Source organism: Sphingorhabdus sp. Alg231-15, from assembly GCF_900149705.1.
In the GTDB taxonomy this organism is placed as follows: domain Bacteria; phylum Pseudomonadota; class Alphaproteobacteria; order Sphingomonadales; family Sphingomonadaceae; genus Parasphingorhabdus.
In genome coordinates this window covers 1,533,579-1,554,090 of record NZ_LT703001.1, presented here as the reverse complement: position 1 = coordinate 1,554,090, position 20,512 = coordinate 1,533,579, and the positions used below count along the sequence as shown (strand labels likewise).

At 53.8% G+C, this 20,512-nt stretch carries 24 protein-coding genes; 16 read left to right on the top strand and 8 right to left on the bottom strand.

The window, feature by feature from the left end:
* Window positions 1-83: 83 nt before the first annotated feature.
* Window positions 84-1,103 carry a zinc-binding dehydrogenase gene (locus tag DG177_RS07650; protein ID WP_108810940.1) on the bottom strand — a complete coding sequence of 340 codons (1,020 nt, stop codon included), beginning with the start codon at window positions 1,101-1,103 and terminating at the stop codon, window positions 84-86.
* Between the two features lie 161 nt (window positions 1,104-1,264).
* On the bottom strand, window positions 1,265-1,423 hold the full coding sequence (locus DG177_RS07645) for a DUF465 domain-containing protein (RefSeq protein WP_108810939.1): 159 nt from the start codon (window positions 1,421-1,423) through the stop codon (window positions 1,265-1,267).
* A 189-nt stretch (window positions 1,424-1,612) separates the two neighbouring features.
* Between DG177_RS07645 and DG177_RS07640 the strand changes: the two genes are divergently transcribed.
* Together DG177_RS07640 and DG177_RS07635 are read left to right on the top strand one after the other, a co-directional pair.
* Window positions 1,613-1,816: a YdcH family protein gene (locus DG177_RS07640; protein WP_443216409.1), complete on the top strand. Its 204-nt coding sequence runs from the start codon at window positions 1,613-1,615 to the stop codon at window positions 1,814-1,816.
* Window positions 1,817-1,974: 158 nt separating this feature from the next.
* Window positions 1,975-2,430: a DUF1465 family protein gene (locus tag DG177_RS07635; protein ID WP_108810938.1), complete on the top strand. Its 456-nt coding sequence runs from the start codon at window positions 1,975-1,977 to the stop codon at window positions 2,428-2,430.
* Between the two features lie 18 nt (window positions 2,431-2,448).
* On the opposite strand, the gene DG177_RS07630 is transcribed toward DG177_RS07635, so the two are convergent.
* Window positions 2,449-3,546, bottom strand: coding sequence for an oxidoreductase (locus DG177_RS07630; protein ID WP_108810937.1), 1,098 nt, complete (start codon window positions 3,544-3,546; stop codon window positions 2,449-2,451).
* 140 nt (window positions 3,547-3,686) lie between these two features.
* Here DG177_RS07630 and DG177_RS07625 point away from each other — a divergent pair, with 140 nt between their 5' ends.
* From DG177_RS07625 to DG177_RS07560, 14 genes are all read left to right on the top strand, one after another.
* On the top strand, window positions 3,687-4,364 hold the full coding sequence (locus DG177_RS07625) for a COQ9 family protein (protein ID WP_108810936.1): 678 nt from the start codon (window positions 3,687-3,689) through the stop codon (window positions 4,362-4,364).
* Window positions 4,365-4,490: 126 nt separating this feature from the next.
* On the top strand, window positions 4,491-4,757 hold the full coding sequence (locus DG177_RS07620; RefSeq protein WP_337658627.1) for a FeoA family protein: 267 nt from the start codon (window positions 4,491-4,493) through the stop codon (window positions 4,755-4,757).
* Window positions 4,758-4,760: 3 nt separating this feature from the next.
* Window positions 4,761-6,620: a FeoB small GTPase domain-containing protein gene (feoB, locus tag DG177_RS07615; protein WP_108810935.1), complete on the top strand. Its 1,860-nt coding sequence runs from the start codon at window positions 4,761-4,763 to the stop codon at window positions 6,618-6,620.
* A gap of 50 nt (window positions 6,621-6,670) precedes the next feature.
* On the top strand, window positions 6,671-7,198 hold the full coding sequence (gene ssb / locus DG177_RS07610) for a single-stranded DNA-binding protein (protein ID WP_108810934.1): 528 nt from the start codon (window positions 6,671-6,673) through the stop codon (window positions 7,196-7,198).
* Window positions 7,199-7,315: 117 nt separating this feature from the next.
* Window positions 7,316-8,023, top strand: coding sequence for a Crp/Fnr family transcriptional regulator (locus tag DG177_RS07605; RefSeq protein ID WP_337658626.1), 708 nt, complete (start codon window positions 7,316-7,318; stop codon window positions 8,021-8,023).
* Between the two features lie 158 nt (window positions 8,024-8,181).
* The gene (gene ccoN, locus DG177_RS07600) at window positions 8,182-9,852 is read left to right on the top strand and encodes a cytochrome-c oxidase, cbb3-type subunit I (protein WP_108810933.1); all 1,671 of its coding nucleotides are present in this window, start codon (window positions 8,182-8,184) and stop codon (window positions 9,850-9,852) included.
* A 13-nt stretch (window positions 9,853-9,865) separates the two neighbouring features.
* The gene (gene ccoO / locus DG177_RS07595; RefSeq protein ID WP_108810932.1) at window positions 9,866-10,600 is read left to right on the top strand and encodes a cytochrome-c oxidase, cbb3-type subunit II; all 735 of its coding nucleotides are present in this window, start codon (window positions 9,866-9,868) and stop codon (window positions 10,598-10,600) included.
* Window positions 10,597-10,758, top strand: coding sequence for a CcoQ/FixQ family Cbb3-type cytochrome c oxidase assembly chaperone (locus tag DG177_RS07590; protein ID WP_108810931.1), 162 nt, complete (start codon window positions 10,597-10,599; stop codon window positions 10,756-10,758). The genes ccoO and DG177_RS07590 overlap by 4 nt, the downstream gene beginning before the upstream one ends.
* Window positions 10,751-11,692, top strand: coding sequence for a cytochrome-c oxidase, cbb3-type subunit III (gene ccoP, locus DG177_RS07585; RefSeq protein ID WP_108810930.1), 942 nt, complete (start codon window positions 10,751-10,753; stop codon window positions 11,690-11,692). Before DG177_RS07590 ends, ccoP begins: the two co-directional genes overlap by 8 nt.
* A complete protein-coding gene (gene ccoG, locus DG177_RS07580; RefSeq protein WP_108810929.1) occupies window positions 11,679-13,136 on the top strand; it encodes a cytochrome c oxidase accessory protein CcoG in 1,458 nt (485 codons plus the stop codon). The genes ccoP and ccoG overlap by 14 nt, the downstream gene beginning before the upstream one ends.
* A complete protein-coding gene (locus tag DG177_RS07575) occupies window positions 13,133-13,609 on the top strand; it encodes a FixH family protein (protein WP_108810928.1) in 477 nt (158 codons plus the stop codon). Before ccoG ends, DG177_RS07575 begins: the two co-directional genes overlap by 4 nt.
* Window positions 13,606-15,738 (top strand): copper-translocating P-type ATPase, encoded by a 2,133-nt coding sequence (locus DG177_RS07570; RefSeq protein WP_108810927.1) that lies wholly within the window; start codon window positions 13,606-13,608, stop codon window positions 15,736-15,738. The genes DG177_RS07575 and DG177_RS07570 overlap by 4 nt, the downstream gene beginning before the upstream one ends.
* Window positions 15,735-15,935 (top strand): cbb3-type cytochrome oxidase assembly protein CcoS, encoded by a 201-nt coding sequence (gene ccoS, locus DG177_RS07565; RefSeq protein ID WP_108810926.1) that lies wholly within the window; start codon window positions 15,735-15,737, stop codon window positions 15,933-15,935. The genes DG177_RS07570 and ccoS overlap by 4 nt, the downstream gene beginning before the upstream one ends.
* Complete coding sequence (locus tag DG177_RS07560) at window positions 15,919-16,170, top strand: hypothetical protein (protein ID WP_337658625.1); 252 nt, start codon at window positions 15,919-15,921, stop codon at window positions 16,168-16,170. The genes ccoS and DG177_RS07560 overlap by 17 nt, the downstream gene beginning before the upstream one ends.
* A gap of 107 nt (window positions 16,171-16,277) precedes the next feature.
* Here the strand turns inward: DG177_RS07560 and DG177_RS07555 are convergent, their stop codons facing one another.
* The 5 genes from DG177_RS07555 to DG177_RS07535 all read right to left on the bottom strand — a co-directional run bounded on the left by DG177_RS07555 (window position 16,278) and on the right by DG177_RS07535 (window position 20,506).
* A complete protein-coding gene (locus tag DG177_RS07555; protein ID WP_108810924.1) occupies window positions 16,278-17,090 on the bottom strand; it encodes a universal stress protein in 813 nt (270 codons plus the stop codon).
* A gap of 122 nt (window positions 17,091-17,212) precedes the next feature.
* Complete coding sequence (locus DG177_RS07550; RefSeq protein WP_108810923.1) at window positions 17,213-17,719, bottom strand: L,D-transpeptidase family protein; 507 nt, start codon at window positions 17,717-17,719, stop codon at window positions 17,213-17,215.
* A complete protein-coding gene (gene ribA / locus DG177_RS07545) occupies window positions 17,716-18,792 on the bottom strand; it encodes a GTP cyclohydrolase II (RefSeq protein WP_108810922.1) in 1,077 nt (358 codons plus the stop codon). The genes DG177_RS07550 and ribA overlap by 4 nt, the downstream gene beginning before the upstream one ends.
* Complete coding sequence (gene xth / locus DG177_RS07540) at window positions 18,793-19,587, bottom strand: exodeoxyribonuclease III (protein WP_108810921.1); 795 nt, start codon at window positions 19,585-19,587, stop codon at window positions 18,793-18,795.
* 289 nt (window positions 19,588-19,876) lie between these two features.
* Window positions 19,877-20,506 (bottom strand): outer-membrane lipoprotein carrier protein LolA, encoded by a 630-nt coding sequence (locus DG177_RS07535; RefSeq protein WP_108810920.1) that lies wholly within the window; start codon window positions 20,504-20,506, stop codon window positions 19,877-19,879.
* Window positions 20,507-20,512: the final 6 nt, after the last annotated feature.

Sequence of the window (20,512 nt, the reverse complement as noted above, 5' to 3'; positions counted from 1 at the left end):
CAGCCAAGGGTGCGATATGCAAAACAGGCTAACGTCGAAAAAGTGCATGTCACCATATGCTTTTTTCCGGAATTAGGCTGACATTAGTCCGGCTCCGGCCCGAGTTGCACCGCAAGCTTACCCAGATTGGCACCTGTAAACAGACGATCCAGTGACGCCGGGGCATTTTCAATCCCTTGCACAACATCCGTCTCGAACTTGATGCGCCCTTCCATCAGCCAGCCGGCCATGGCCTGCGCTCCTTCCGGGAAGCGATCGAAATAATCGAGAATGATGAAGCCGCGTAGAGTGGTGCGCCGCATCAACAGATTAGCGAAATTGGAAGGGCCCAGTGATCCGTCCTTGTCGTTGTAAGTCGAAATCAAACCACAGAGGGGCATGCGAGAGAAGTCGTTCAGTCGTGCGATCACGGCATCCATGATCTCGCCGCCAACATTTTCAAAGTTGATATCAATTCCGTTGGGGCAATGTTTGTCGAGCGCTGCCCCGACGTCCTCCGTCTTGTAATTGATCGCCGCATCAAAGCCTGCTTCTTCGGTAAGCCATTGGCATTTGTCGTCAGAGCCTGCAATGCCGACGACACGGCATCCATGTATCTTTCCGATCTGTCCAACCATGGAACCAACTGCTCCGGCCGCCGCCGAGACCACAAGTGTATCCCCCTCTTTCGGTTTGCCTATGTCAGTCAACCCGAAATAGGCTGTCATCCCAGTTGCGCCCAAGGGGCCCATATAGGCTGTAAGAGGAACACCAGGGATAGCCGGCAGCACATTCGCCATACCACCGGGAATATCATTATAAAGGGCCCATGTGGAAAGACCGGTATTGATCAGCGAGCCAACTGGCACGGCATCAAAATTGCTTTCTTCGACAACTCCAATACCACCACCGCGCATCGGGTCATCAATCGGAACCGGCGGCAGATAGCCGTCCATGTCGCTCATCCAAATCCGATTTGTCGGATCAAGCGAGAGATAGATGGTCCGCACCCGCACCATATCAGGCGCCAGGTCGGCCATTTCTTCCGTGACGAGCTCAAGATCACCGTCCGCAATCTTGCCGACAGGACGCTTGCGTAAATACCATATCTGGTTTGTGGTCATGGGGAATGCCTCTCTGATGCTACTTTTACAGCTTTGTAGAAAGACAAGTGCAAGTCAAGGGCCTGAAAAAATTAGCTTATTTCAAAACTCCATAGCCTCACCATGTGGCGGGTATGTTTTGGCCGCGATGCAGCACATATTTCGTTATTGAAAAAGAGAGGTCAGGCTTCTGCCAGCAATTCGTCTTTCAGCCGCAATTTTTGCTTTTTCAGGTCATGGATTCGAATCGTATCTGGAACCGGGCGGGCCTCTTCTTCGCTGATTTTGCGGTCGAGGGCTTCGTGCTTTCCGCGCAGGGCTGACACATGATTCTGATCCATAATATTCTCCTGATTATTATATAGTTGTTGGTTGAAAGTGGTTGCGGGTGTCCCTTTCATTCTATCGTGCGCTTACCATTAAGCTGCCGACGAACATCATGGTATAATTGTCTTGGTTTCGACATGATCCATGAATAGGGTAAAGATTACAAATTTATTGCAGGCATGCAAGGGGCGAATGGATCCAATATGGCGATAAGCGATCAGGAGTTGCGGCAGCGGCTCGAAATGCTGAAGATTGAACATCGTGATCTGGACGACGCAATCACGGCCTTGATGGAATCCGGTGGCCATGATCAGCTGAGGGCTGCGCGTTTAAAAAAACGGAAATTGCATTTGCGTGACCGGATCATTCAGATCGAGAACCAGTTGATTCCGGATATTATCGCCTAACTATAGAGCTTTCGGGCGGATTGAGCCCGTTAACCGTTTCTATCCATCAATTAACGGGTTGATCTGTGGCGTATCACATTGAAACAGGTGACATATTAACCCTGTGAGGTGCGAAATTTAACTGTCATTTCACCCGAAAATCTTGCTAGAGGAGCGGGATGGTTGAAACCGAAGCATTGATTACGCCCAAATTACTGGATGCGCTCTACACCGAAGCGATGGTGCTTGCGGACGAGGCGCGGTCCTATTTTGAGTCGGGGCGGTTCAGCGAGCAATGCCAGGACGAAGCGACACTATCGGTTTCATTTTCTTGCGAGTCGCTGAAAGTCACAACACGTTTGATGCATTGTATTGCATGGTTGCTGAATCAGCGCGCACTTCATGGTGAAGATCTGACTGACGGAGAAGCGTGGCACCACAGTCGAGAGCTTGGCTATGCCGCAGCTAGTGATGGTCCAATGGTTGAGCTGTTTCCGGAAGAGGCTCGCCAGATTATTGACGCCAGCGAAGAGCTTTTCCAGCGTCTACAGCGCTTGTCGGCGCGGCTGGAATATCAGGAAGTCGTGGAGCCGCCAGTACATGATATGTTCCGGCGGCTTCAAAGTTCGTTCTGATTTTTGCAGGCTTTCGTGTCAGGCTGTTGCTTTGGCCTGTTCCATCGTCGGATAATCCACATAACCTTCCGCACTCTGACTATACCATGATGGCGTAAAGTCGATCGGGTTCAGTTCCGCACCTGCTCGGAAGCGCTCTGGCAGATCGGGATTGGTCATGAAAGTCCGGCCAAAGCTGATTGCGTCGGCTTTGTCGTTTGCTAAAGTCTCTGTCGCATTGTCATAGAAATAGTCGCTGTTCAGTACGAGCGGCTTGCTGAACACTGGACGGATATTCGGGCTGACCGGCGGTACATCGGTATTGCCATATGTACCATGTGCTGGTGGTTCACGCAGTTCCAGAAATGCAATGCCAATGCTGTCGAGTAGTTTGGCAGCTGCCGTAAAGGTTTCTATCGGTGTGGCGTCATCCGCGCCCTGTGAGTCGCCATTGGGAGATAACCGAACGGAAACCCGGTCACTGCCCCAGACATCGACCAGTCGCTGCGTAACTTCGCCCAGCAGTCGGATCCGGTTTTCGATCGATCCGCCATATTGATCGGTCCGGAAATTGGTGCCTGAGCGGATGAACTGATCGATCAGATAGCCATTTGCGCTATGCAATTGTACGCCATCAAAGCCTGCCTTTTTAGCGTTTTCCGCAGCATTGGTATAATCATCGAGCAAGCTGGGGATTTCATCCGCTTCCAGTGGACGCGCTTCGACATATTCGCGCTTTCCCTGATAAGTGCGGACGTTCCCCGGCGCGGTGGTAGCTGATGAAGAAACCGGCTTTTCGCCGCCAAGAAAATCTGGGTGCACGATCCGGCCCATGTGCCAGAGCTGGCAGATGATCCGCCCACCCGCTTGGTGAACCTGCTCAACAACCGGCTTCCATGCTTCGGTCTGTTCATCGTTCCAGATACCAGGCGCGAAGGGTGTGCCAAGACCTTGTTGGCTGATCCCGGTAGCCTCTGAAATGATAAGCCCGGCGCCAGCGCGCTGAGCATAGTATTCGCCCATAATTGGTGTCGGTACATGCTCCATTGTCGAACGGCACCGGGTCAGCGGAGCCATCAACATACGGTTGGGGGCTTCAATCGCACCAAGGGTGATGGGGTCAAATAATGTGCTCATAAATTTGCTCTTTCGCGTTTTTAATTGCTTGATGAATAGCTACTGAGGCCAGTGGTGTTTTGCAATGCAGTGCTTTGAAAATCTTTTCTTTCAGCCTATATCGTATTTATTGGCCTCCGTTGGCGCAAGGAACACAAGACATGCACCCAAAAAAGCGAAAACCATTGCGAGACGACCCGACGCTGGATGAGATGCGGGCTTATCTTGCGCCTCTGTTAGCTTCGCAGGCGGCCTTTGATGGCTGGAATGAAAAGGCGGTTGCCGCTGCTGCCGAGATGACGGGTGTTGATGCCGAGATGGCGGAACTGGCGTTTAACGCAGGCACTGTCGATATGATTGACGCTTGGTTTCAGTCGGTTGACGAAGCCATGGCGGCGAGATTTTCCGATGAAGAATTGGGTGCGATGAAAATCCGGGAACGGATTACGGCTCTGGTAGTGGCCCGACTGGAGCTATTGGAAGCCGATCGCGAAGGATTGCGCCGAGCGCTCGCGATCCTTGCTGCACCGCCCAACCTTCCTATGGCAGCCAAGCTCGGCTGGCGTGCCGCGGATAAGATGTGGCGGCTCGCTGGGGATACTGCAACCGACTATAATCATTATACAAAGCGGACCTTGCTATCTGCTGTCTATGGCAGCACGATCAGTGTCTTTCTTGATGACGAAAGCGATGACTATTCAGAAACCAGGGCATTTCTTGATCGACGCATTGAAAATGTCATGCAGTTTGAAAAGGTGAAAGCCAAGATTACTCGGCCTGCTGGCGATCGGTTCAGCATGGCTCGTTTCATTGGACGGCTGCGTTATCGAGGAGTGTGAGTTGTCGGGCCGGTCCGCGGATCTCTGACAGGTTTACGAGCGAAACAGGGACGTTGACGAACAAAAGACTCGCCACAGCTAATCAATATTGATAATCAATCGCAACTGAGATTGATGAGCCCCTCTATGAACGCACCCGTCACATTAGCGATGACTCTAGACCGCCTTGCGATGCGCCAACGCGCTGAAATTTCGGCCATTGATTGGACCGCTATGTCCGATAATGAAGGCGCGCGGCTTCGTGCTCTGGGCCTGGATGAGGGCGTTAGTGTGGAAAAACTGCACAAAGGTATGTTTGGCTTCAACGATCCCATCGCTTTGAAAGTCGGCCGGATGATGATTGCTATTCGTAAATCTCATGCTTCGGCAATATCGGTGGTTTTGCCTGCTTAGATCATGAGCGAAACGGCGCCCCTAATTGTCCTGGCGGGCAACCCAAATGCGGGCAAAAGCGCCTTGTTCAACGCGCTGACCGGCGCGCGCCAGAAAATCGCCAATTATCCAGGTGTTACTGTCGAACGCAAATCCGGTCATTTCCAATTGGCCAATGGTCGCCCGGTTGAGCTGGTGGACTTGCCTGGCAGTTACAGCCTTGATCCGACCAGCCCAGACGAGGCCGTTACCCGCGGCGTTATCTTTGGTGAGCAGCCGGGAGAGCGCAAACCGGATGCGGTGATTATTGTGCTCGATGCCGCCAATCTCGACAATCACCTGCGTTTCGCACTCGAAATTATCGCGCTGGGCCAACCGGTCGTGATTGCACTCAATATGATGGATTTGGCAGAGCGGGACGGATTGACCCTGGATCCAGCAAAGCTGGAAGCCGCATTGGGAGTGCCGGTTATTCCCACGGTGGCCGTCCGCCGCCGTGGACTTGAAGAATTGTCCGCCGCTATCGATGAGCGGCTGGCGGAAAAATCAGATAAGCGGGACATTGTGGTCTCCAAAGAACATGATGACGGATTGCGCAAACAGGCCAAGATTATCGCCACTCAAACAGTTGTTGCTGAAACTGCCGGTCGACGTTGGTCTGAGCGTGCGGATACCTTGTTCTTACATCCGATAGCGGGTCCGATCATCCTGCTCGCGATTATGTTTGTGATGTTTCAGGCTGTCTTCGCTTGGTCAGAAGCACCCATCGGTTGGATTGAAGGTGCAAGCGAGTGGGCCGCGGCCGCGGTGGAGGCTAATCTGGCTGACGGCTTTTTGCGTGATTTTATTATTGAAGGCGCAATTGGCGGCGTCGGTTCAGTCGTCGTCTTCCTGCCGCAAATATTGATCTTGTTTCTGTTCATCCTAATGCTTGAAGCAAGCGGCTATATGACCCGTGCGGCCTTTATCATGGACCGGCTTATGGCCAGCGTCGGTCTGTCCGGACGCAGCTTCATCCCGCTGTTGTCATCCTTTGCCTGTGCGATCCCCGGGATCATGGCAACGCGCAGTATTGCTGATCCGAAAGATCGATTGACGACCATATTGGTCGCACCACTGATGACCTGCGCTGCGCGGCTGCCGGTTTATGCAATCATCATTGGTGCTTTCATTCCGGCCCGTGACGTGGGCGGCGGGGTTGGCTTGCAAGGTCTGGTTTTATTTGGTCTTTACATATTCGGGATTATCGGCGCGATGCTCGTCGCACTGGTTCTTCGCAGCACAGTTGCGAAAGGCCCGAACAGCGGCTTCCTGATGGAGATGCCGAAATATCAGATACCTCGTATTCGCGACATATTGCTGGGGTTGTGGCAGCGCGCATGGATTTTTCTGCGCCGGGCAGGAACAATCATCTTTGCGGCTACGGTAGTGCTTTGGTTGATGCTGACTTATCCCAAGGTGCCGATTGATAGCCCAGTGAGCCAGGTGGATTATTCCGCGGCTGGTCGGATCGCCAATGTTATCGAACCAGCTGTCGCACCCATCGGCTTTAATCGCGATATTGCACTCGCCTTGATTCCGGCCATGGCGGCTCGCGAGGTGGCGGTAGCCGCTCTGGCGACCACCTATGCGATCGATGCGCCGAATGAGGAAGCCGAAACCAAATCACTGACAGAGCGTCTGCAAAGCCGCTGGTCCCTGCCAACCGCGCTTGCCTTTCTGGCGTGGTTCGTCTTTGCGCCCCAATGTATCTCGACCATTGCCGTGACCCGCCGCGAAACCAATAGCTGGAAATGGCCAATGTTCATGCTCGGCTATCTTTTTGCACTGGCTTATGTCGCTGCGGGCATAACCTATTGGACGGCCATCGCCCTCGGTCTATAGAGCCTCCAGAGACTCGAAAAACATCACATAGATTCCAAGGGGAAATGCAAATGGCTGGCGGCATCAATAAAGTAATTATCGTAGGAAACCTGGGTGCCGACCCTGAAGTGCGTACGTTTAACAACGGCGGTAAAGTCTGCAATCTGCGCATCGCGACATCCGAAAGCTGGAAAGATCGCAATACTGGTGAGCGCAAAGAAAAGACCGAGTGGCACAGCGTCGCGATCTTCTCCGAAGGGCTGGCCGGCGTTGCGGAAAAATATCTGCGTAAGGGCAGCAAAGTCTATATCGAAGGCAAGTTACAAACCCGCAAATGGCAGGATCAGTCCGGCAATGACCGCTATTCGACTGAGATTGTCTTGCAGGGTTTTGATGGCAAGCTGGAAATGCTCGATTCCCGCCAAGGCGGCGGCATGGGCGGCCAAGGCGGCGGCAATGATGGCTGGAGCGGCGGCGGTTCAGGTGGCGGCTCGGGCGGCGGTTCCAATGACGGCTGGGGCAACACTGGCGGTGGGTCTTCCGGCGGTCAAGGTGGTGGCGCGTTTGACAGCGACCTGGATGACGACGTACCATTCTAGAAATTACCAATTAGGTTCACACCGGCGGGGGTGACGGAACTGATAGACAATATCGGTCGTAACAAGCGGGGAAAAGGCTGGGCAAGTGCCCTATTACTCGACGAGGTTTACTGATTCATGATGAACAATTGCGATCAATGTGTTGTCAAAAACAAAGCCATTTGTTCGGCGTTGGACTCAGATGAACTCATTGCGATTAATCGCCTATCCCGAAAAGTTTCGATCAAGGCCGGACAAGCCCTGATTTGGGAAGGCGACGATAGCCTGATCGTCGCGAATGTTGTGGAAGGGGCCTTCAAGCTAACCTCGTCGCTGGAAGATGGTCGAGAGCAGATTATCGGTTTGCTCTACCCGTCAGATTTTGTCGGACGCCCGTTTGGTGACAAGAATGAATATACAGTCACAGCTCTGGCGGATTCGAAAGTCTGTGTTTTCTCACGCGCTGATTTTGACCAGTTTGTCCGCGAACATCCTGACCTTGAACACAAGCTGTTGCAGCGCACCTTAACGGAACTCGATCGTGTCCGTCGGTCGATGCTATTGCTGGGCCGGAAAACAGCAGCCGAGCGGGTCGCCTCTTTCCTGCTTGAAATGTCGGAGCGCTTGGCTGATTCAAGTTGTAGTGTGGTCGGCGGTCAGCTTCAATTATTTGCTTTGCCATTCGGGCGTCAGCAAGTGGCGGATATTTTGGGCCTGACCATTGAAACGGTCAGCCGTCAAATGACGCAACTCAAGAAAAATGATGTGATCGCTTTGCCAGATCACCGCAATGTCCAGATTCTGGATGCTGGCCGATTGCAGGATATTGCGGACGCGGGTGCCTAAGCGTTGATGGAATAGATCAGAGTTTAACGATAGAATTCATGACATTGCGCTGAGATGAGATGCTCGTTGATCTAGATCAATGAGCATCGATACGCGGCCTGCCATGCCCTTTTGTGCTGAAGACGGTTTTTGCAACTGTCGACACAGGGAAGGACATTATGGATACGCTCTTATTGAAGGCTGGCGGCTGGCTGGCTGTGGTATTTATCGCATTCATCGCAATGGTCTTGGCAGCTGACGCTGGCTTTGCCGTGCATATGGCGATTATCGCCTTGGCCGCAGGGATCACCCTTTGGGTGACGATCAACAAGGCCGATTATGGTGCTATTGGACGCGGCATATTAAAGGCTCCCACTGATCCCGGTATTTATGATGACGATCCGATCCGTTGGGGCGTGATCGCGACCATTTTCTGGGGAATTGCGGGTTTGACCGTTGGTCTTGTTATCGCCCTGCAATTGGCGTTTCCGGTGCTTAACCTCAATAATGAGTTCACCACATTCGGTCGTTTGCGACCGCTTCACACATCTGCAGTTATTTTTGCTTTCGGAGGCAACGCGCTGATCGCGACGAGCTATTACGTCGTGCAGCGTACTTGCAGGGCGAGGTTGGCCTTCCCTGGCCTCGCCCGTTTTGTATTCTGGGGATATCAGCTGTTCATTGTGCTGGCCGCCACCGGTTATCTGATGGGTGTTACACAATCCAAGGAATATGCTGAGCCGGAATGGTATGTCGATCTGTGGTTGACCATTGTCTGGCTCTGTTATGCAGCGGTATTCATTGGTACCATTGTGCGCCGGTCGGAACCGCATATCTATGTCGCCAACTGGTTCTATCTTTCCTTCATTCTGACCATTGCGATGCTACATGTTGTCAACGGGCTGTCGATGCCGGTCAGCTTGCTGGGTTCGAAAAGCTATGCTGCTTTTGCCGGGGTCCAGGATGCTCTGACCCAGTGGTGGTATGGTCATAACGCGGTTGGCTTCTTCCTGACAGCCGGTTTCCTTGCCATGATGTACTATTTTGTACCGAAACAGGCAGAGCGTCCGGTTTACAGCTATCGTCTGTCGATCATCCACTTCTGGTCTTTGATCTTTCTCTACATCTGGGCCGGTCCGCACCATCTGCACTATACAGCACTACCCGACTGGGCACAGACGCTGGGCATGGTCTTTTCGGTCGTGCTTTGGATGCCGAGCTGGGGCGGTATGATCAACGGCCTGATGACACTGAACGGGGCATGGGATAAAATCCGCACTGATCCGATTATCCGGATGATGGTTCTGGCACTCGCCTTTTACGGAATGAGCACCTTTGAAGGGCCGATGATGTCGATCAAGGCTGTGAATAGCCTGTCGCACTATACTGACTGGACGGTTGGTCATGTGCATAGCGGTGCGCTCGGCTGGAACGGTATGATCACCTTTGCCTGCCTCTATTATCTCGTCCCGCGCCTGTGGGGCAAGCAACGGTTATATTCGCTGCGCATGGTGAACTGGCACTTCTGGCTCGCGACGCTGGGTATCGTGCTCTACGCCGCATCCATGTGGGTTGCTGGCATCATGCAGGGCCTGATGTGGCGCGAATATGGGGACGATGGCTATCTCGTTTACGCTTTTTCCGAAGTCGTAACCGCAATGCTGCCCATGTATCTCATTCGCGCGACTGGTGGATTGCTCTATCTCGCTGGTGCCATTGTGCTGGTCTACAATGTCTGGATGACGATCGCTGGCAGACAGCGCGATGAAAAACCCATGACCGAAACGCCTCATAACGAGGCACTCGACAAGCCGATTGTGGGCAAACCCGCCGTCGCGCCTGCTGAATAAGGGAGGCAAGAATATGTCCGGTTTTGCTCAAAAGCATAAGAAACTTGAACGCAATGTCACCCTGCTCAGCGTGGCCGCCTTTGTTACCGTTGCGATCGGCGGGATTGTCGAGATTGCGCCACTATTCTGGATCGACAACACCATCGAAAAAGTGGAGGGGATGCGGCCTTATACGCCACTCGAACTCGCTGGGCGTAACATATATATCCGGGAAGGCTGCTACAGCTGTCATAGCCAGATGGTGCGGCCGTTCCGCGATGAAGTGGAGCGCTATGGTCATTACAGCCTCGCTGCAGAAAGCATGTATGATCATCCTTTCCAATGGGGTTCCAAGAGAACCGGTCCCGATCTGGCGCGGGTTGGTGGGCGCTATTCCGACGAATGGCATGTCCAGCACCTGATCGACCCACGGTCGGTGGTGCCGGAATCCATCATGCCGCCCTATGCCTTTCTGGCGGAGAAGGATTTGAATGCGGGCGATATGGTCAAGCATCTCACGGCCCAGCGGCGCGTGGGCGTGCCTTATTCTGCCGAAGCCATAGCCGCCGCCAATGAAGACCTTAAGGCGCAAGCCGATCCTGAAGCGGTGACCACGGATCTGGTCGAGCGCTATCCCAAGGCGCAGGTACGAGACTTTGATGGGGATCCCGACCGGTTGACTGAAATGGATGCGCTGGTGGCCTATTTGCAGATGATCGGCACATTGGTCGATTTCGAAGCGGCTGAAGCGCAAGAGGAGCCGCGATGAACTATGAAGACCTAAGGCATTTTGCGGATAGCTGGGGCCTGTTGTTTCTCGGCATGATATTTCTGACAATGATCGGCTGGACCTTCCGGCCCGGATCAAAACGAAAACATGATGAAGCAGCGCATATGATCTTTGAAGAGGATCACGACGATGGTTGATAAACAGAGAGTAGACGAGGCAACTGGCACCAAGACGGTTGGCCATGAATGGGACGGTATCGAGGAACTCGACACACCGATGCCGCGCTGGTGGCTGTGGACGCTCTATGCAACCATCTTCTGGGCGTTGATCTATGTGGTGCTCTATCCCGCATGGCCAATGGTCAACAGCGCCACAGAAGGTGTTTTGGGCTGGTCCAGTCGCGGCGACTATGAAAAAGCCGTGGCGATGCGGGAGACAGAACTGGAGCCGATCCGGCAAGCGTTGGTCAACACCGATATCCATAAGCTGCCCAATAACCCCGAACTGCTCAACAATGCTATTCAAGGCGGACGCTCGGCCTTCAAGGTACATTGTGTTCAATGTCATGGTTCAGGCGCCGCAGGCTCCAAAGGTTATCCCAATCTGAATGATGATGAATGGCTTTGGGGCGGAGACATGGCGGCCATCGAATATACGCTGGTTCATGGCATTCGAAATCCTGATCATCCCGAAACCCGGTTTTCCCTGATGCCGGCCTTTGGTCGTGACGGGATATTGCAGGCGAACGAGATAGAGGACCTCGTGTCCTACGTCCGCGTGATCAGTGGCCGGGAGAAGCAAAGCGGGTCGGCCACCCGCGGTGCGGGACTTTTCGGAACCAATTGTGCGGTCTGTCATGGCAGCGATGCCAAGGGCGACCGGACACAAGGTGCGCCTGATTTGACCGATGCAATCAATCTCTATGGTCTAGATCGCGCGTCGATCAATGACACAATCACCAATAGCCGCAATGGTGTGATGCCACGCTGGGGCCACCGGCTCGATGCGTCCACGATCCGGATGCTGACCGCCTATGTTCATTCGCTGGGCGGCGGAGAAGACGCACCGGTGGAGCAGGAAGTCGCTTCAGAAGAAGCCGTAACGGAGACTCCGGAAGATGAGCAATCCTGACGAGATACTCGATCCAGAGCTGAAGCTCTACGAGAAGCGTAAAGGCGTCTATCCCAAGGCTGTCGACGGAACATTCCGGCGGCTGAAATGGGTGATCATGGCGGTGACGCTGGGCATCTATTACGTCACTCCATGGATCCGTTGGGACCGCGGACCCTATGCTCCAGATCAGGCGGTACTGGTCGATCTGGCGAACCGTCGGTTCTACATGTTTGGTATCGAAATCTGGCCACATGAATTTTACTATGTCGCCGGAATGTTGGTGATGGCTGGAATCGGACTGTTTCTGGTCACTTCTGCTGTCGGCCGGGCATGGTGCGGCTATTCCTGTCCGCAAACCGTGTGGACCGATCTGTTCCAGCATATTGAACGCGCGATCGACGGTGATCGCAATGCCCAATTCCGTTTGCAGGATGCACCATGGGGTCCAAAGAAAATCGCCAAACGGTTTGGCAAATGGACGGTCTGGCTACTGGTCGCGATGGCCACCGGCGGCGCATGGATATTCTATTTTGCCGATGCCCCGACTCTGGCACGGGACTTTTTCACCGGTGAAGCGGCTTTTGTTGCCTATGCCACGGTCGGTGTGCTGACCGCGACGACATTTATCTTTGGTGGTTTCATGCGCGAACAGGTCTGCATTTACATGTGCCCGTGGCCGCGGATTCAGGCCGCAATGATGGACGAAAAGTCGCTGACGGTAACCTATAAGGACTGGCGCGGAGAGCCGCGTGGCAGCGTCAAGAAAGCCGAAGCCCAGCCCGGCAGTTTTGGAGACTGCATAGACTGCAACCAATGTGTTGCGGTCTGCCCAACTGGCATTGATATTCGCGAAGGGCCGCAAATCGGTTGTATCACCTGCGCCTTGTGTATTGATGCTTGTGACAAGGTCATGGATCAGGTCGGTCGGCCGCGAGGTCTGATCGATTATGTAACCGCCGAAGACGCCGAACTGGAAAAGGCAGGACAGCAGCATACTCCCGTTTTGAAAACGTTGCTTCGTCCGCGAACTCTCCTCTATTTCTCGGTTTGGGGTGCAATAGGCCTAGCGATGCTATTTGCCGTCGGTAATCGCGCACGTATCGATATCAGCGCCAACCACGACCGCAATCCGCTCTATGTCCAGCTTGCCGATGGCGGCGTCCGCAACGCTTATACTGCCAATCTGCGCAATATGGAAAACCGGCCGCGGACGATGGAGATTTCGATGTCGGGATTGGCGCAAGCTGTGCTATGGTCCAACCAAGGATCACGGGAAACGGCCGATCAGACCATCATGGTCGAGGTTCCGGCTGATAGCGTAGGCAGGGTAAGATTGTTCGTTGCAGCTCCAGGGGAGGGGCCTGCAAGGGAAGAATTTACGCTTACTGTCCGGGCCAAAGACGACCGAACAGCACAAGATACGCATGACGTCTTTTTTGAGCGCCCGGAGGCCGACGAATGAAACCCGAATCAGAAAACCCCAAGAGATTCACCGGCTATCATGCCACTGCAATGATAGTTACCTTTTTTGCTGTGGTGGTCTCGGTCAATATGGTGATGGCCCGTTTTGCGGTCTCGACATTTGGCGGCACTGTGGTCGACAACAGCTATGTGGCCAGCCAAAAATATAATCTATGGCTGGAAGAGGCCCGCAAACAGCAGGCATATGGCTGGAAAACATCACGGCTCATTCGTGTACAGGACAAACTGACCATGACAGTGCTGAGTGCCAATGATAGCGCGCTGGAAGACGCTGAAATCACGGCCATAGCGGAACACCCGGTGGGACGCGCTGATCCGGTTCTTTTGCACTTTGTTGAGAATGGTGCGGGGACCTATGTCAGTCGTGACGAGTTGCCCGAAGGCCGCTGGAAGCTTCGGATCACGATAAATCATCGCGGCAATAAGATGGCTCTCGCACAGGAAGTCCTTTGAACGCGGTTACCGATCTTTCCGCCGTCAAGGCCGACAGCGTGGACCATGTCGTTTCGCGATTTGCTGTACCTGCCATCCGCTGTGCCGGTTGTATTTCCAAGATCGAAAATGGCTTGGCGGTCGAACATGACATCCTCTCGGCCCGCGTCAATTTTTCGACCAAACAAGTCGCGGTGTCCCATCTTCCCGATATTGGCGAGGATCGGATCAAGGAGCAGATCGAGAAGCTCGGCTTTGATGCGCAAATATTGGCCGATAATCCATTGGCAGAGGAAAAGGGAGGGACGGATCGGTTGATCCGCGCGCTTGCGGTCGCCGGGTTCGGTATGATGAACATCATGCTGTTGTCCGTCAGTGTCTGGTCCGGTGCAATGGGCGCAACCCGTGATCTGTTTCACTGGATATCGGCGCTGATCGCGATACCGGTCATCCTCTATTCCGGACGACCGTTTTTCAGTTCCGCTTTCATGGCTCTGCGTTACGGCCGGACCAATATGGATGTGCCGATTACCGTTGGCATTATTCTGGCGACGGGACTTAGCGTTTTTGAAACGATGACCAGCGGCGCCCACGCTTATTTCGAGAGTGTCGTCATGCTGATCTTCTTCCTGCTTGCCGGGCGGGTGCTGGATGGGATGATGCGGGACCGGGCCCGTGAGGGGATTTCGGCCTTGCTCAAACAAACCGCCCCTGGCGCCATGATCTTGCAGGAGGACGGTACAACAGAATGGGTGATGGCGAAGGAGTTGCGCCCCAAGATGCGCATGGTTGTCGCAGCTGGCGACAATCTGGCGGCCGACGGAATAATTGAAGATGGTACCAGCAATTTCGATCTTTCTCTGATGACTGGCGAAAGCGAACCGCAGCCGAAAGTCGCCGGTGATATCGTACTGGCCGGTACGTTGAACCTGTCCGCGCCGGTGACAGTGCGCATAACTGCTGCCGGTGAAGATACCAGCCTCTCCGATATTGCGCGGTTGATGGATGAAGCTGGGCAGCAAAGATCCTTTTATGTGCGCGTCGCGGACAAGGCCGCGCGTTTCTATGCACCGGCTGTGCATAGTCTGGCACTACTGGCTTTTATTTTCTGGATGTTTGCCGGTGTTGGCTGGCATCAATCTTTGCTGATTTCAGTCGCGGTGCTGATCATCACCTGTCCTTGTGCCCTGGGCTTGGCGGTTCCGGCTGCGCAGGTTGTGGCATCGGGCGCTCTCTTGCGCAAAGGCGTAATGATCAAGGATGGCAGTGCGCTGGAACGGCTCGCCGAGGCAGATGTTGCTTTGTTTGACAAAACCGGAACTCTGACTTTGGGGCGTCCGGTACCGCTAGATGTTGATCATCTGACCATATCGCAAAAACAGGTCGCGTTGGCGCTGGCACAGGCCAGCAGCCACCCCGTCAGTAAAGGTATACGCGCTGCCTTGGTCGCCGAGAATATAACACCTGCAACATTGGACAATGTAGAGGAAATAGCAGGGAAAGGTATGGCGGCGTCATGGGGCACGGTCAATGTGGCGCTGGGCAAACCGGTAAAGTCAGCGGATCATCTGTCCTGCCAACTGACTGTCGGTGAGGATCATCTCGCCATGGAATTACAGGATGATATTCGCCCCGACACCATGGAAGCGATTGACCGGCTCAGCCGGCTCGGTCTGTCGGCCACAATCATCTCGGGTGACAATGCGGCATCGGTTGCCAAAATTTCGAATGCGATTGGTCTGGATGCGCAGGCTGGTGCCAGTCCGCAAGATAAGCTGCATGCGATTTCGCAGCTGAGTAGTGACGGTCACAAGGTCCTAATGGTCGGTGACGGATTAAATGATGGCCCAGCTTTAGCCGCGGCACATGTGTCGATTGCGCCTGGTTCCGCCAGTGATGTCGGGCAACAGGCTGCCGACGCAGTGTTTACGAGCGATTCCTTCCTGCCGGTTGCGCTTGCTGTTCAAACCGCACAGCGGACAATGCAGATCGTCCGGCAGAATTTTGCACTGGCCATAGGTTATAATATTTTAGCAGTTCCGCTGGCTCTGACCGGGATGGTGACACCCCTGATTGCCGCAATAGCAATGTCGCTCTCTTCTTTGATCGTGGTTGGCAACGCCTTGCGACTCAATGGTGCAGCGAAATGAGCGGGTTGGCGATTCTGATCCCTGTCGCCCTGCTCATGGGATTGGCGGGACTGGCGTTTTTCTTCTGGGCGATGCGCAACGGCCAGTTTGATGATCTGGACGGCGCGGCACAACGGGTGTTGATTGATGACGAAGCACCATCGGGTATTGGCAAAAGCGATGATAATGAAGCGGATGATCATGATGAAAAAGCATAGACCTTTCGGCGCTCTTCCTCTTTCCATTCTTGCTGTTGCAATGTTGGCGGTTACTCCGCTTGCTCCTGCCAGTGGCATGATGAGCCTCTCGGTATGCGGAGCAGATGGTGTGACCAGAACAATCAATGTCCCGCTGGACCGCGAAGGCGATGATCGGGATGATTGTGTCAAAGGTTGTCACGGCTTTTGCTCGCGCAAGCAAATGCAGCAAGATGGTGATGGTCTCGACGAGTAAACCCTTCCGGTAACCAGTGTTACTCGCCGAGAAGGCACGGAAATGTTCAGGTTACTCTCTGTCGAAACTGAATAAACTCAGCGACAAAAAACTAATCGGAAAGTCGGTCAATGCCCCATTAGCAAGGGGATTCTTGTGTCATTAAGCAAGTGCTTGGTCACACCTCCGAAAAGCGTTTCGCGCAAGCGGCTATGGCCATAAGCGCCCATGACCAGAGCTGCGGCATTTTTTTCAACCGCGAAATCTGCAATAATGTCAGAGGCTTCATTGCCCTTGCCTTTGAGCTCATGGAGCACGGTTGAAACGCCATGCCGGGCAAGATAAGTCGACGCGGCAATATGCGGGAAGTCGCCACTATCGTCACCGACGGTCACCAGATGGACGTCACTGGCCATATTGAGCATAGACAGAGACATGCGCACGGCTTTGGCTGCTTCTGCTGACCCGTTCCAGCCCACAACTATTGGGGCCTGACAGTCAAAGGATGTTTTCTCCGTGGGCACAACCAAGATGGCGCAATGGCCGTAGATGGCAACATCTCCCGCAATCGGCAACGGTTCGTCACCCGCATTACGCTTGCCATAGGACTGGCTGACAATCACCAGATCGGCTAGGCGGCTACGTTCGGTCAATAAGGTTGCCGGGTCACCAAGGCCGGTTTGCCAGTCCCAGGACACATCTTCTTCCTTCAGCCGCATTTCGACACGCTCACGATGTGCCCTCTCTGCGGCGTCCATATCTTCAAAATTGATACCAGTTACGAAATCGCCACCCAGCGGTCCAAATGACATCGGTGCAAACTGGGTGGTTGGCTGTACGCAGGTCAGATGCGCGGCGTGACTGCGGGCGATATCCAGAGCGACCTGCAATCGCGAGTCAAAGCCGCTGTCTTCAAACACGTGCAATAATATCGTTTTCATGGCACTTCTCCCGTTGATCCCCGTTTCGACAGGGAGGGATTATTGCTTTACTGACCAGTTCTGGCATTGATCTGGCTCAAAATATCCAGGCGTTATCTCATTTAGCCGGTATCGTGGTTTAATCAGACAATTTCCATCACATCGCCGGGTTCCAGTTTTGGAAGCAGGGCATCCATATCTGAGCGTGTGATTGCCACGCAGCCTTCGGTAGCTCTGTTCTCATAGCAGATATGGAAGAAAATCGCACTGCCCTTGTCTGAAACCGGGGGGTCATCATTGTGACCCAGAGTGATGATGATATCATATAGCGGATCCTCGCGGATCAGGGTTTCGGTGCTAAACGGATGTGGCAAAGATACAGGCTGGTTGTAGGATGGATCAGACGGATCATCTGACCAGCCATCTTGCGCACCGATCCATCGCCAGGGTAGTTTCAACCGGCAATGGGGCGTACTGCGGCCGGGACGGAACAGGACAGTTCGGATCGGCCATTTGCCCCGCGGCGTGTAGCCATCGCCTTCTCGTTTCTGATCAGCCGGGCAAGAGCCGGAACGACCGATGGTGCAGGGGATTACCTGATCTTCAAATTTGAGTGTCCGCGCATTCGCATCAACCCGCAATATACTCAAAGCTTGTGACCCGTGCGGTCCCTCTTGGTGTCGAGATAGAATTCATTGTGCGGATTGGCGGTAATCTTGACCGGCAGGCGGTCAGCAACGGCAATGCCGCAGCCTTCTAGTCCTTCAACCTTTTCCGGATTGTTGGTCATCAATTTGATCTTGCCGATACCAAGCCGTTGCAGCATCTGCGCCGCTATGGAGAAATCCCGTGCATCAATAGCAAAACCAAGCCGCTGATTGGCGTCAACTGTGTCAAATCCTTGATCCTGCAAGGCGTAGGCGCGCAGTTTATTGATCAGCCCGATCCCGCGACCCTCTTGTCGCAGATAAAGCAATACGCCCCAGTTTGCCTCGCTCATCTGGGCGAGGGCGGCATGAAGCTGTGGGCCACAGTCGCATTTTAGGCTGCCCAGGACATCACCGGTCAGGCATTCGCTGTGTAACCGCACGACCGGAGTGGTGTCATCGCGTTCCCCGACGACCAGCGCAATGTGATCGGTGGAGTCCGCTTCGCTGCGAAACCCGTATATATGCGCATTTGTATTGGCGGCGACCGGTAACTTCGCATGAGCACTAATGACCAACGCGTTGGAATCGGCATAAGCTGCAACATCCTCGGTTTGTAGTCGGTCTTCTGCCGGCTCGTCGATGATCAGGAATGCCGGAAGCAATCCCCCATGTCGCGCCAGTTCCATCGCCGCCTTGGCGGCTTCCGGATGACCCAGTTCCTCGCTCCGAAAGGGTCCTTTCATCGGATGTCGCATATCCAGTACCGGATCAACAATCGCGATAATCTCTGCGGAATTAACAGGTCCAGCCAGATTAATCTGAACCGGTAATGCCGGGTCGGCGGAGGCGCGCTGGTTTAACAGTTTCAACGTATCCGCACGGCTAGACGATATGAGAAGTCTGATTTGCGACTGCGCAGACAGATGCTGATCCAGATCGGTCGTTTCGACAGGCAGCAGGTTTAATGCCCCACCATCTGATTCAATCGCTATCGGCCAACCGCGCCGCAAAGCATCAATTGCTCTTGCTGCGCGCCGCGCAGCTTTGGAGTCAAGGGCGACTGGCGCCGTCATTCAAAATTTGAATTCCGTGATCAGCGGGGCGTGATCCGATGGCTTGGTCCAACCGCGAGCGTCCTCATGAACAACATGACTCACGGCTTTGCTTTCCAGTTCCGGGCTGACCCAGACATGATCCAGTCGCCGCCCTTTGTCCGATTCACGCCAGTCGCGAGCACGATAGCTCCACCATGTGTACAGACGTTCAGGATCGGGAATAAACTTACGGCCAATATCGACCCAGTCATGCGCGGCCTGCAATTTGGCCATGATATCGATCTCGACTTGTGTGTGGCTAACCACGTTGATGAGCTGTTTATGGCTCCAGACATCAGACTCGAGCGGCGCCACATTAAAGTCACCCAGCAATATAGTTGGTGTTTCCAAAGCGGCTGACCAGTCTGTCATGCGCTGATAGAAATCCAGTTTTTGACCGAATTTAGGGTTTTGGTCCCGGTCCGGAATCTCTCCGCCGGCCGGAATATAGACATTCTCAATGCGTATACCGTTTTCCAGCCGGGCGCCGACATGGCGGGCTTCGCCATTGGCCTGCCAGTCAAAGCGTTCGTCTTTATGGAGCGGAACGCGGCTGATCATCGCAACGCCATGATGCATTGGCTGTCCGTTCAATACGAGATGATTATAGCCTAATTGCCGGAACGCCCCTTCAGGAAACTGGTCATCGCGAACCTTCGTTTCCTGCAGGCAGAGCACATCCGGCGCTTCTTCCTTCAAAAATCGCTCGACAATTTCGATTCGAGCACGGACGCTGTTAATATTCCAGCTAACGACTTTCAGACTATCACTCATCGCTAAACTCCTAGCCATGATAGCGAAAAAAAGCCAAGCCAAAAGCCACGCAAAATCCTATATTTTTTGATGGTTTAAAGACGAAAAACCCTCACCTCCGGGGGCATTTAGGAGGTGAGGGCTAACTCGCGTTCGTCACGCATAGGATGGTCCGAAGTTTGTATAATCAGGTAACAGGGGGAAAACCTGATCGCCTCATCTCATCCTGTAACCCTTATAGAACCGCGTTTCTGTCGCTTAGATGAACGAAACCTGTCAGCGCTTCCGCTTGTCGAAGCCGCGCCTCCGTTCATCGTCTGCCACGGCGTTTTCTTCGCGGATCGCTCCATTTGAAAGCGTTTTTGGCCACTGGAACCCCAAATTTTTGATCAGAAAGCCGGATTGAAGTCCGATTGTTCTTCGAATCGAGCGATACCCAGCCATCAAGCCGCAAACCTGCAGGCGCGCCCGCTATCTTAGTGAAAACCATGGTAATCACGCCATATTCCGGGCGTTTCGGGTCCCGAACTTCGACGCTCAGCACATCCGGATTGCGAGTCGGGATGATTTTTCCATATTTCGACAAGTCGCGTTCGGGATTAAGCAGCGCGCCCAAGGGACTATTCCTGATCGGCCAGCGCTGAACCTGATTCACGTCATAATCGATCATCGTCAGCGCTTTGCCATCGCCAACAATCAGCAAATTGGCTTCCTTGCCATATTGAAAACGTATCCGGCCAGGCTGCTTTAACGTCAGTTTTCCTGGTAAAAGTTGTCCACTGCGGTCGGTCTGCGTGAAACTGGCAGTCATGGTGGTCATTGCGCGCAAGTGTGCGGAGATCGCATTAATATCATCCGCAGGGCTTTGTTGGGCCGTTGCCGGAATGCTGGCCGTCAGTGCCAAAGGCGCAGCGGCGAGCAGAAAAGCAAATCTCAACATATTGAA

Excerpts from the sequence above, each read along its gene's own strand:
- DG177_RS07590 (WP_108810931.1), top strand. The coding sequence starts at position 10,597 with ATGAACTATGAAGACCTAAGGCATTTTGCGGATAGCTGGGGCCTGTTG.
- DG177_RS07645 (WP_108810939.1), bottom strand. The coding sequence starts at position 1,423 with ATGGATCAGAATCATGTGTCAGCCCTGCGCGGAAAGCACGAAGCCCTC.
- ccoO (WP_108810932.1), top strand. The coding sequence starts at position 9,866 with ATGTCCGGTTTTGCTCAAAAGCATAAGAAACTTGAACGCAATGTCACC.
- DG177_RS07650 (WP_108810940.1), bottom strand. The coding sequence starts at position 1,103 with ATGACCACAAACCAGATATGGTATTTACGCAAGCGTCCTGTCGGCAAG.
- feoB (WP_108810935.1), top strand. The coding sequence starts at position 4,761 with ATGAGCGAAACGGCGCCCCTAATTGTCCTGGCGGGCAACCCAAATGCG.
- ssb (WP_108810934.1), top strand. The coding sequence starts at position 6,671 with ATGGCTGGCGGCATCAATAAAGTAATTATCGTAGGAAACCTGGGTGCC.
- DG177_RS07605 (WP_337658626.1), top strand. The coding sequence starts at position 7,316 with ATGATGAACAATTGCGATCAATGTGTTGTCAAAAACAAAGCCATTTGT.
- DG177_RS07630 (WP_108810937.1), bottom strand. The coding sequence starts at position 3,546 with ATGAGCACATTATTTGACCCCATCACCCTTGGTGCGATTGAAGCCCCC.
- DG177_RS07640 (WP_443216409.1), top strand. The coding sequence starts at position 1,613 with ATGGCGATAAGCGATCAGGAGTTGCGGCAGCGGCTCGAAATGCTGAAG.
- DG177_RS07555 (WP_108810924.1), bottom strand. The coding sequence starts at position 17,090 with ATGAAAACGATATTATTGCACGTGTTTGAAGACAGCGGCTTTGACTCG.
- ccoN (WP_108810933.1), top strand. The coding sequence starts at position 8,182 with ATGGATACGCTCTTATTGAAGGCTGGCGGCTGGCTGGCTGTGGTATTT.
- ccoP (WP_108810930.1), top strand. The coding sequence starts at position 10,751 with ATGGTTGATAAACAGAGAGTAGACGAGGCAACTGGCACCAAGACGGTT.
- DG177_RS07535 (WP_108810920.1), bottom strand. The coding sequence starts at position 20,506 with ATGTTGAGATTTGCTTTTCTGCTCGCCGCTGCGCCTTTGGCACTGACG.
- DG177_RS07635 (WP_108810938.1), top strand. The coding sequence starts at position 1,975 with ATGGTTGAAACCGAAGCATTGATTACGCCCAAATTACTGGATGCGCTC.
- ccoS (WP_108810926.1), top strand. The coding sequence starts at position 15,735 with ATGAGCGGGTTGGCGATTCTGATCCCTGTCGCCCTGCTCATGGGATTG.
- DG177_RS07560 (WP_337658625.1), top strand. The coding sequence starts at position 15,919 with ATGATGAAAAAGCATAGACCTTTCGGCGCTCTTCCTCTTTCCATTCTT.
- DG177_RS07620 (WP_337658627.1), top strand. The coding sequence starts at position 4,491 with ATGAACGCACCCGTCACATTAGCGATGACTCTAGACCGCCTTGCGATG.
- xth (WP_108810921.1), bottom strand. The coding sequence starts at position 19,587 with ATGAGTGATAGTCTGAAAGTCGTTAGCTGGAATATTAACAGCGTCCGT.
- ribA (WP_108810922.1), bottom strand. The coding sequence starts at position 18,792 with ATGACGGCGCCAGTCGCCCTTGACTCCAAAGCTGCGCGGCGCGCAGCA.
- DG177_RS07625 (WP_108810936.1), top strand. The coding sequence starts at position 3,687 with ATGCACCCAAAAAAGCGAAAACCATTGCGAGACGACCCGACGCTGGAT.
- ccoG (WP_108810929.1), top strand. The coding sequence starts at position 11,679 with ATGAGCAATCCTGACGAGATACTCGATCCAGAGCTGAAGCTCTACGAG.
- DG177_RS07575 (WP_108810928.1), top strand. The coding sequence starts at position 13,133 with ATGAAACCCGAATCAGAAAACCCCAAGAGATTCACCGGCTATCATGCC.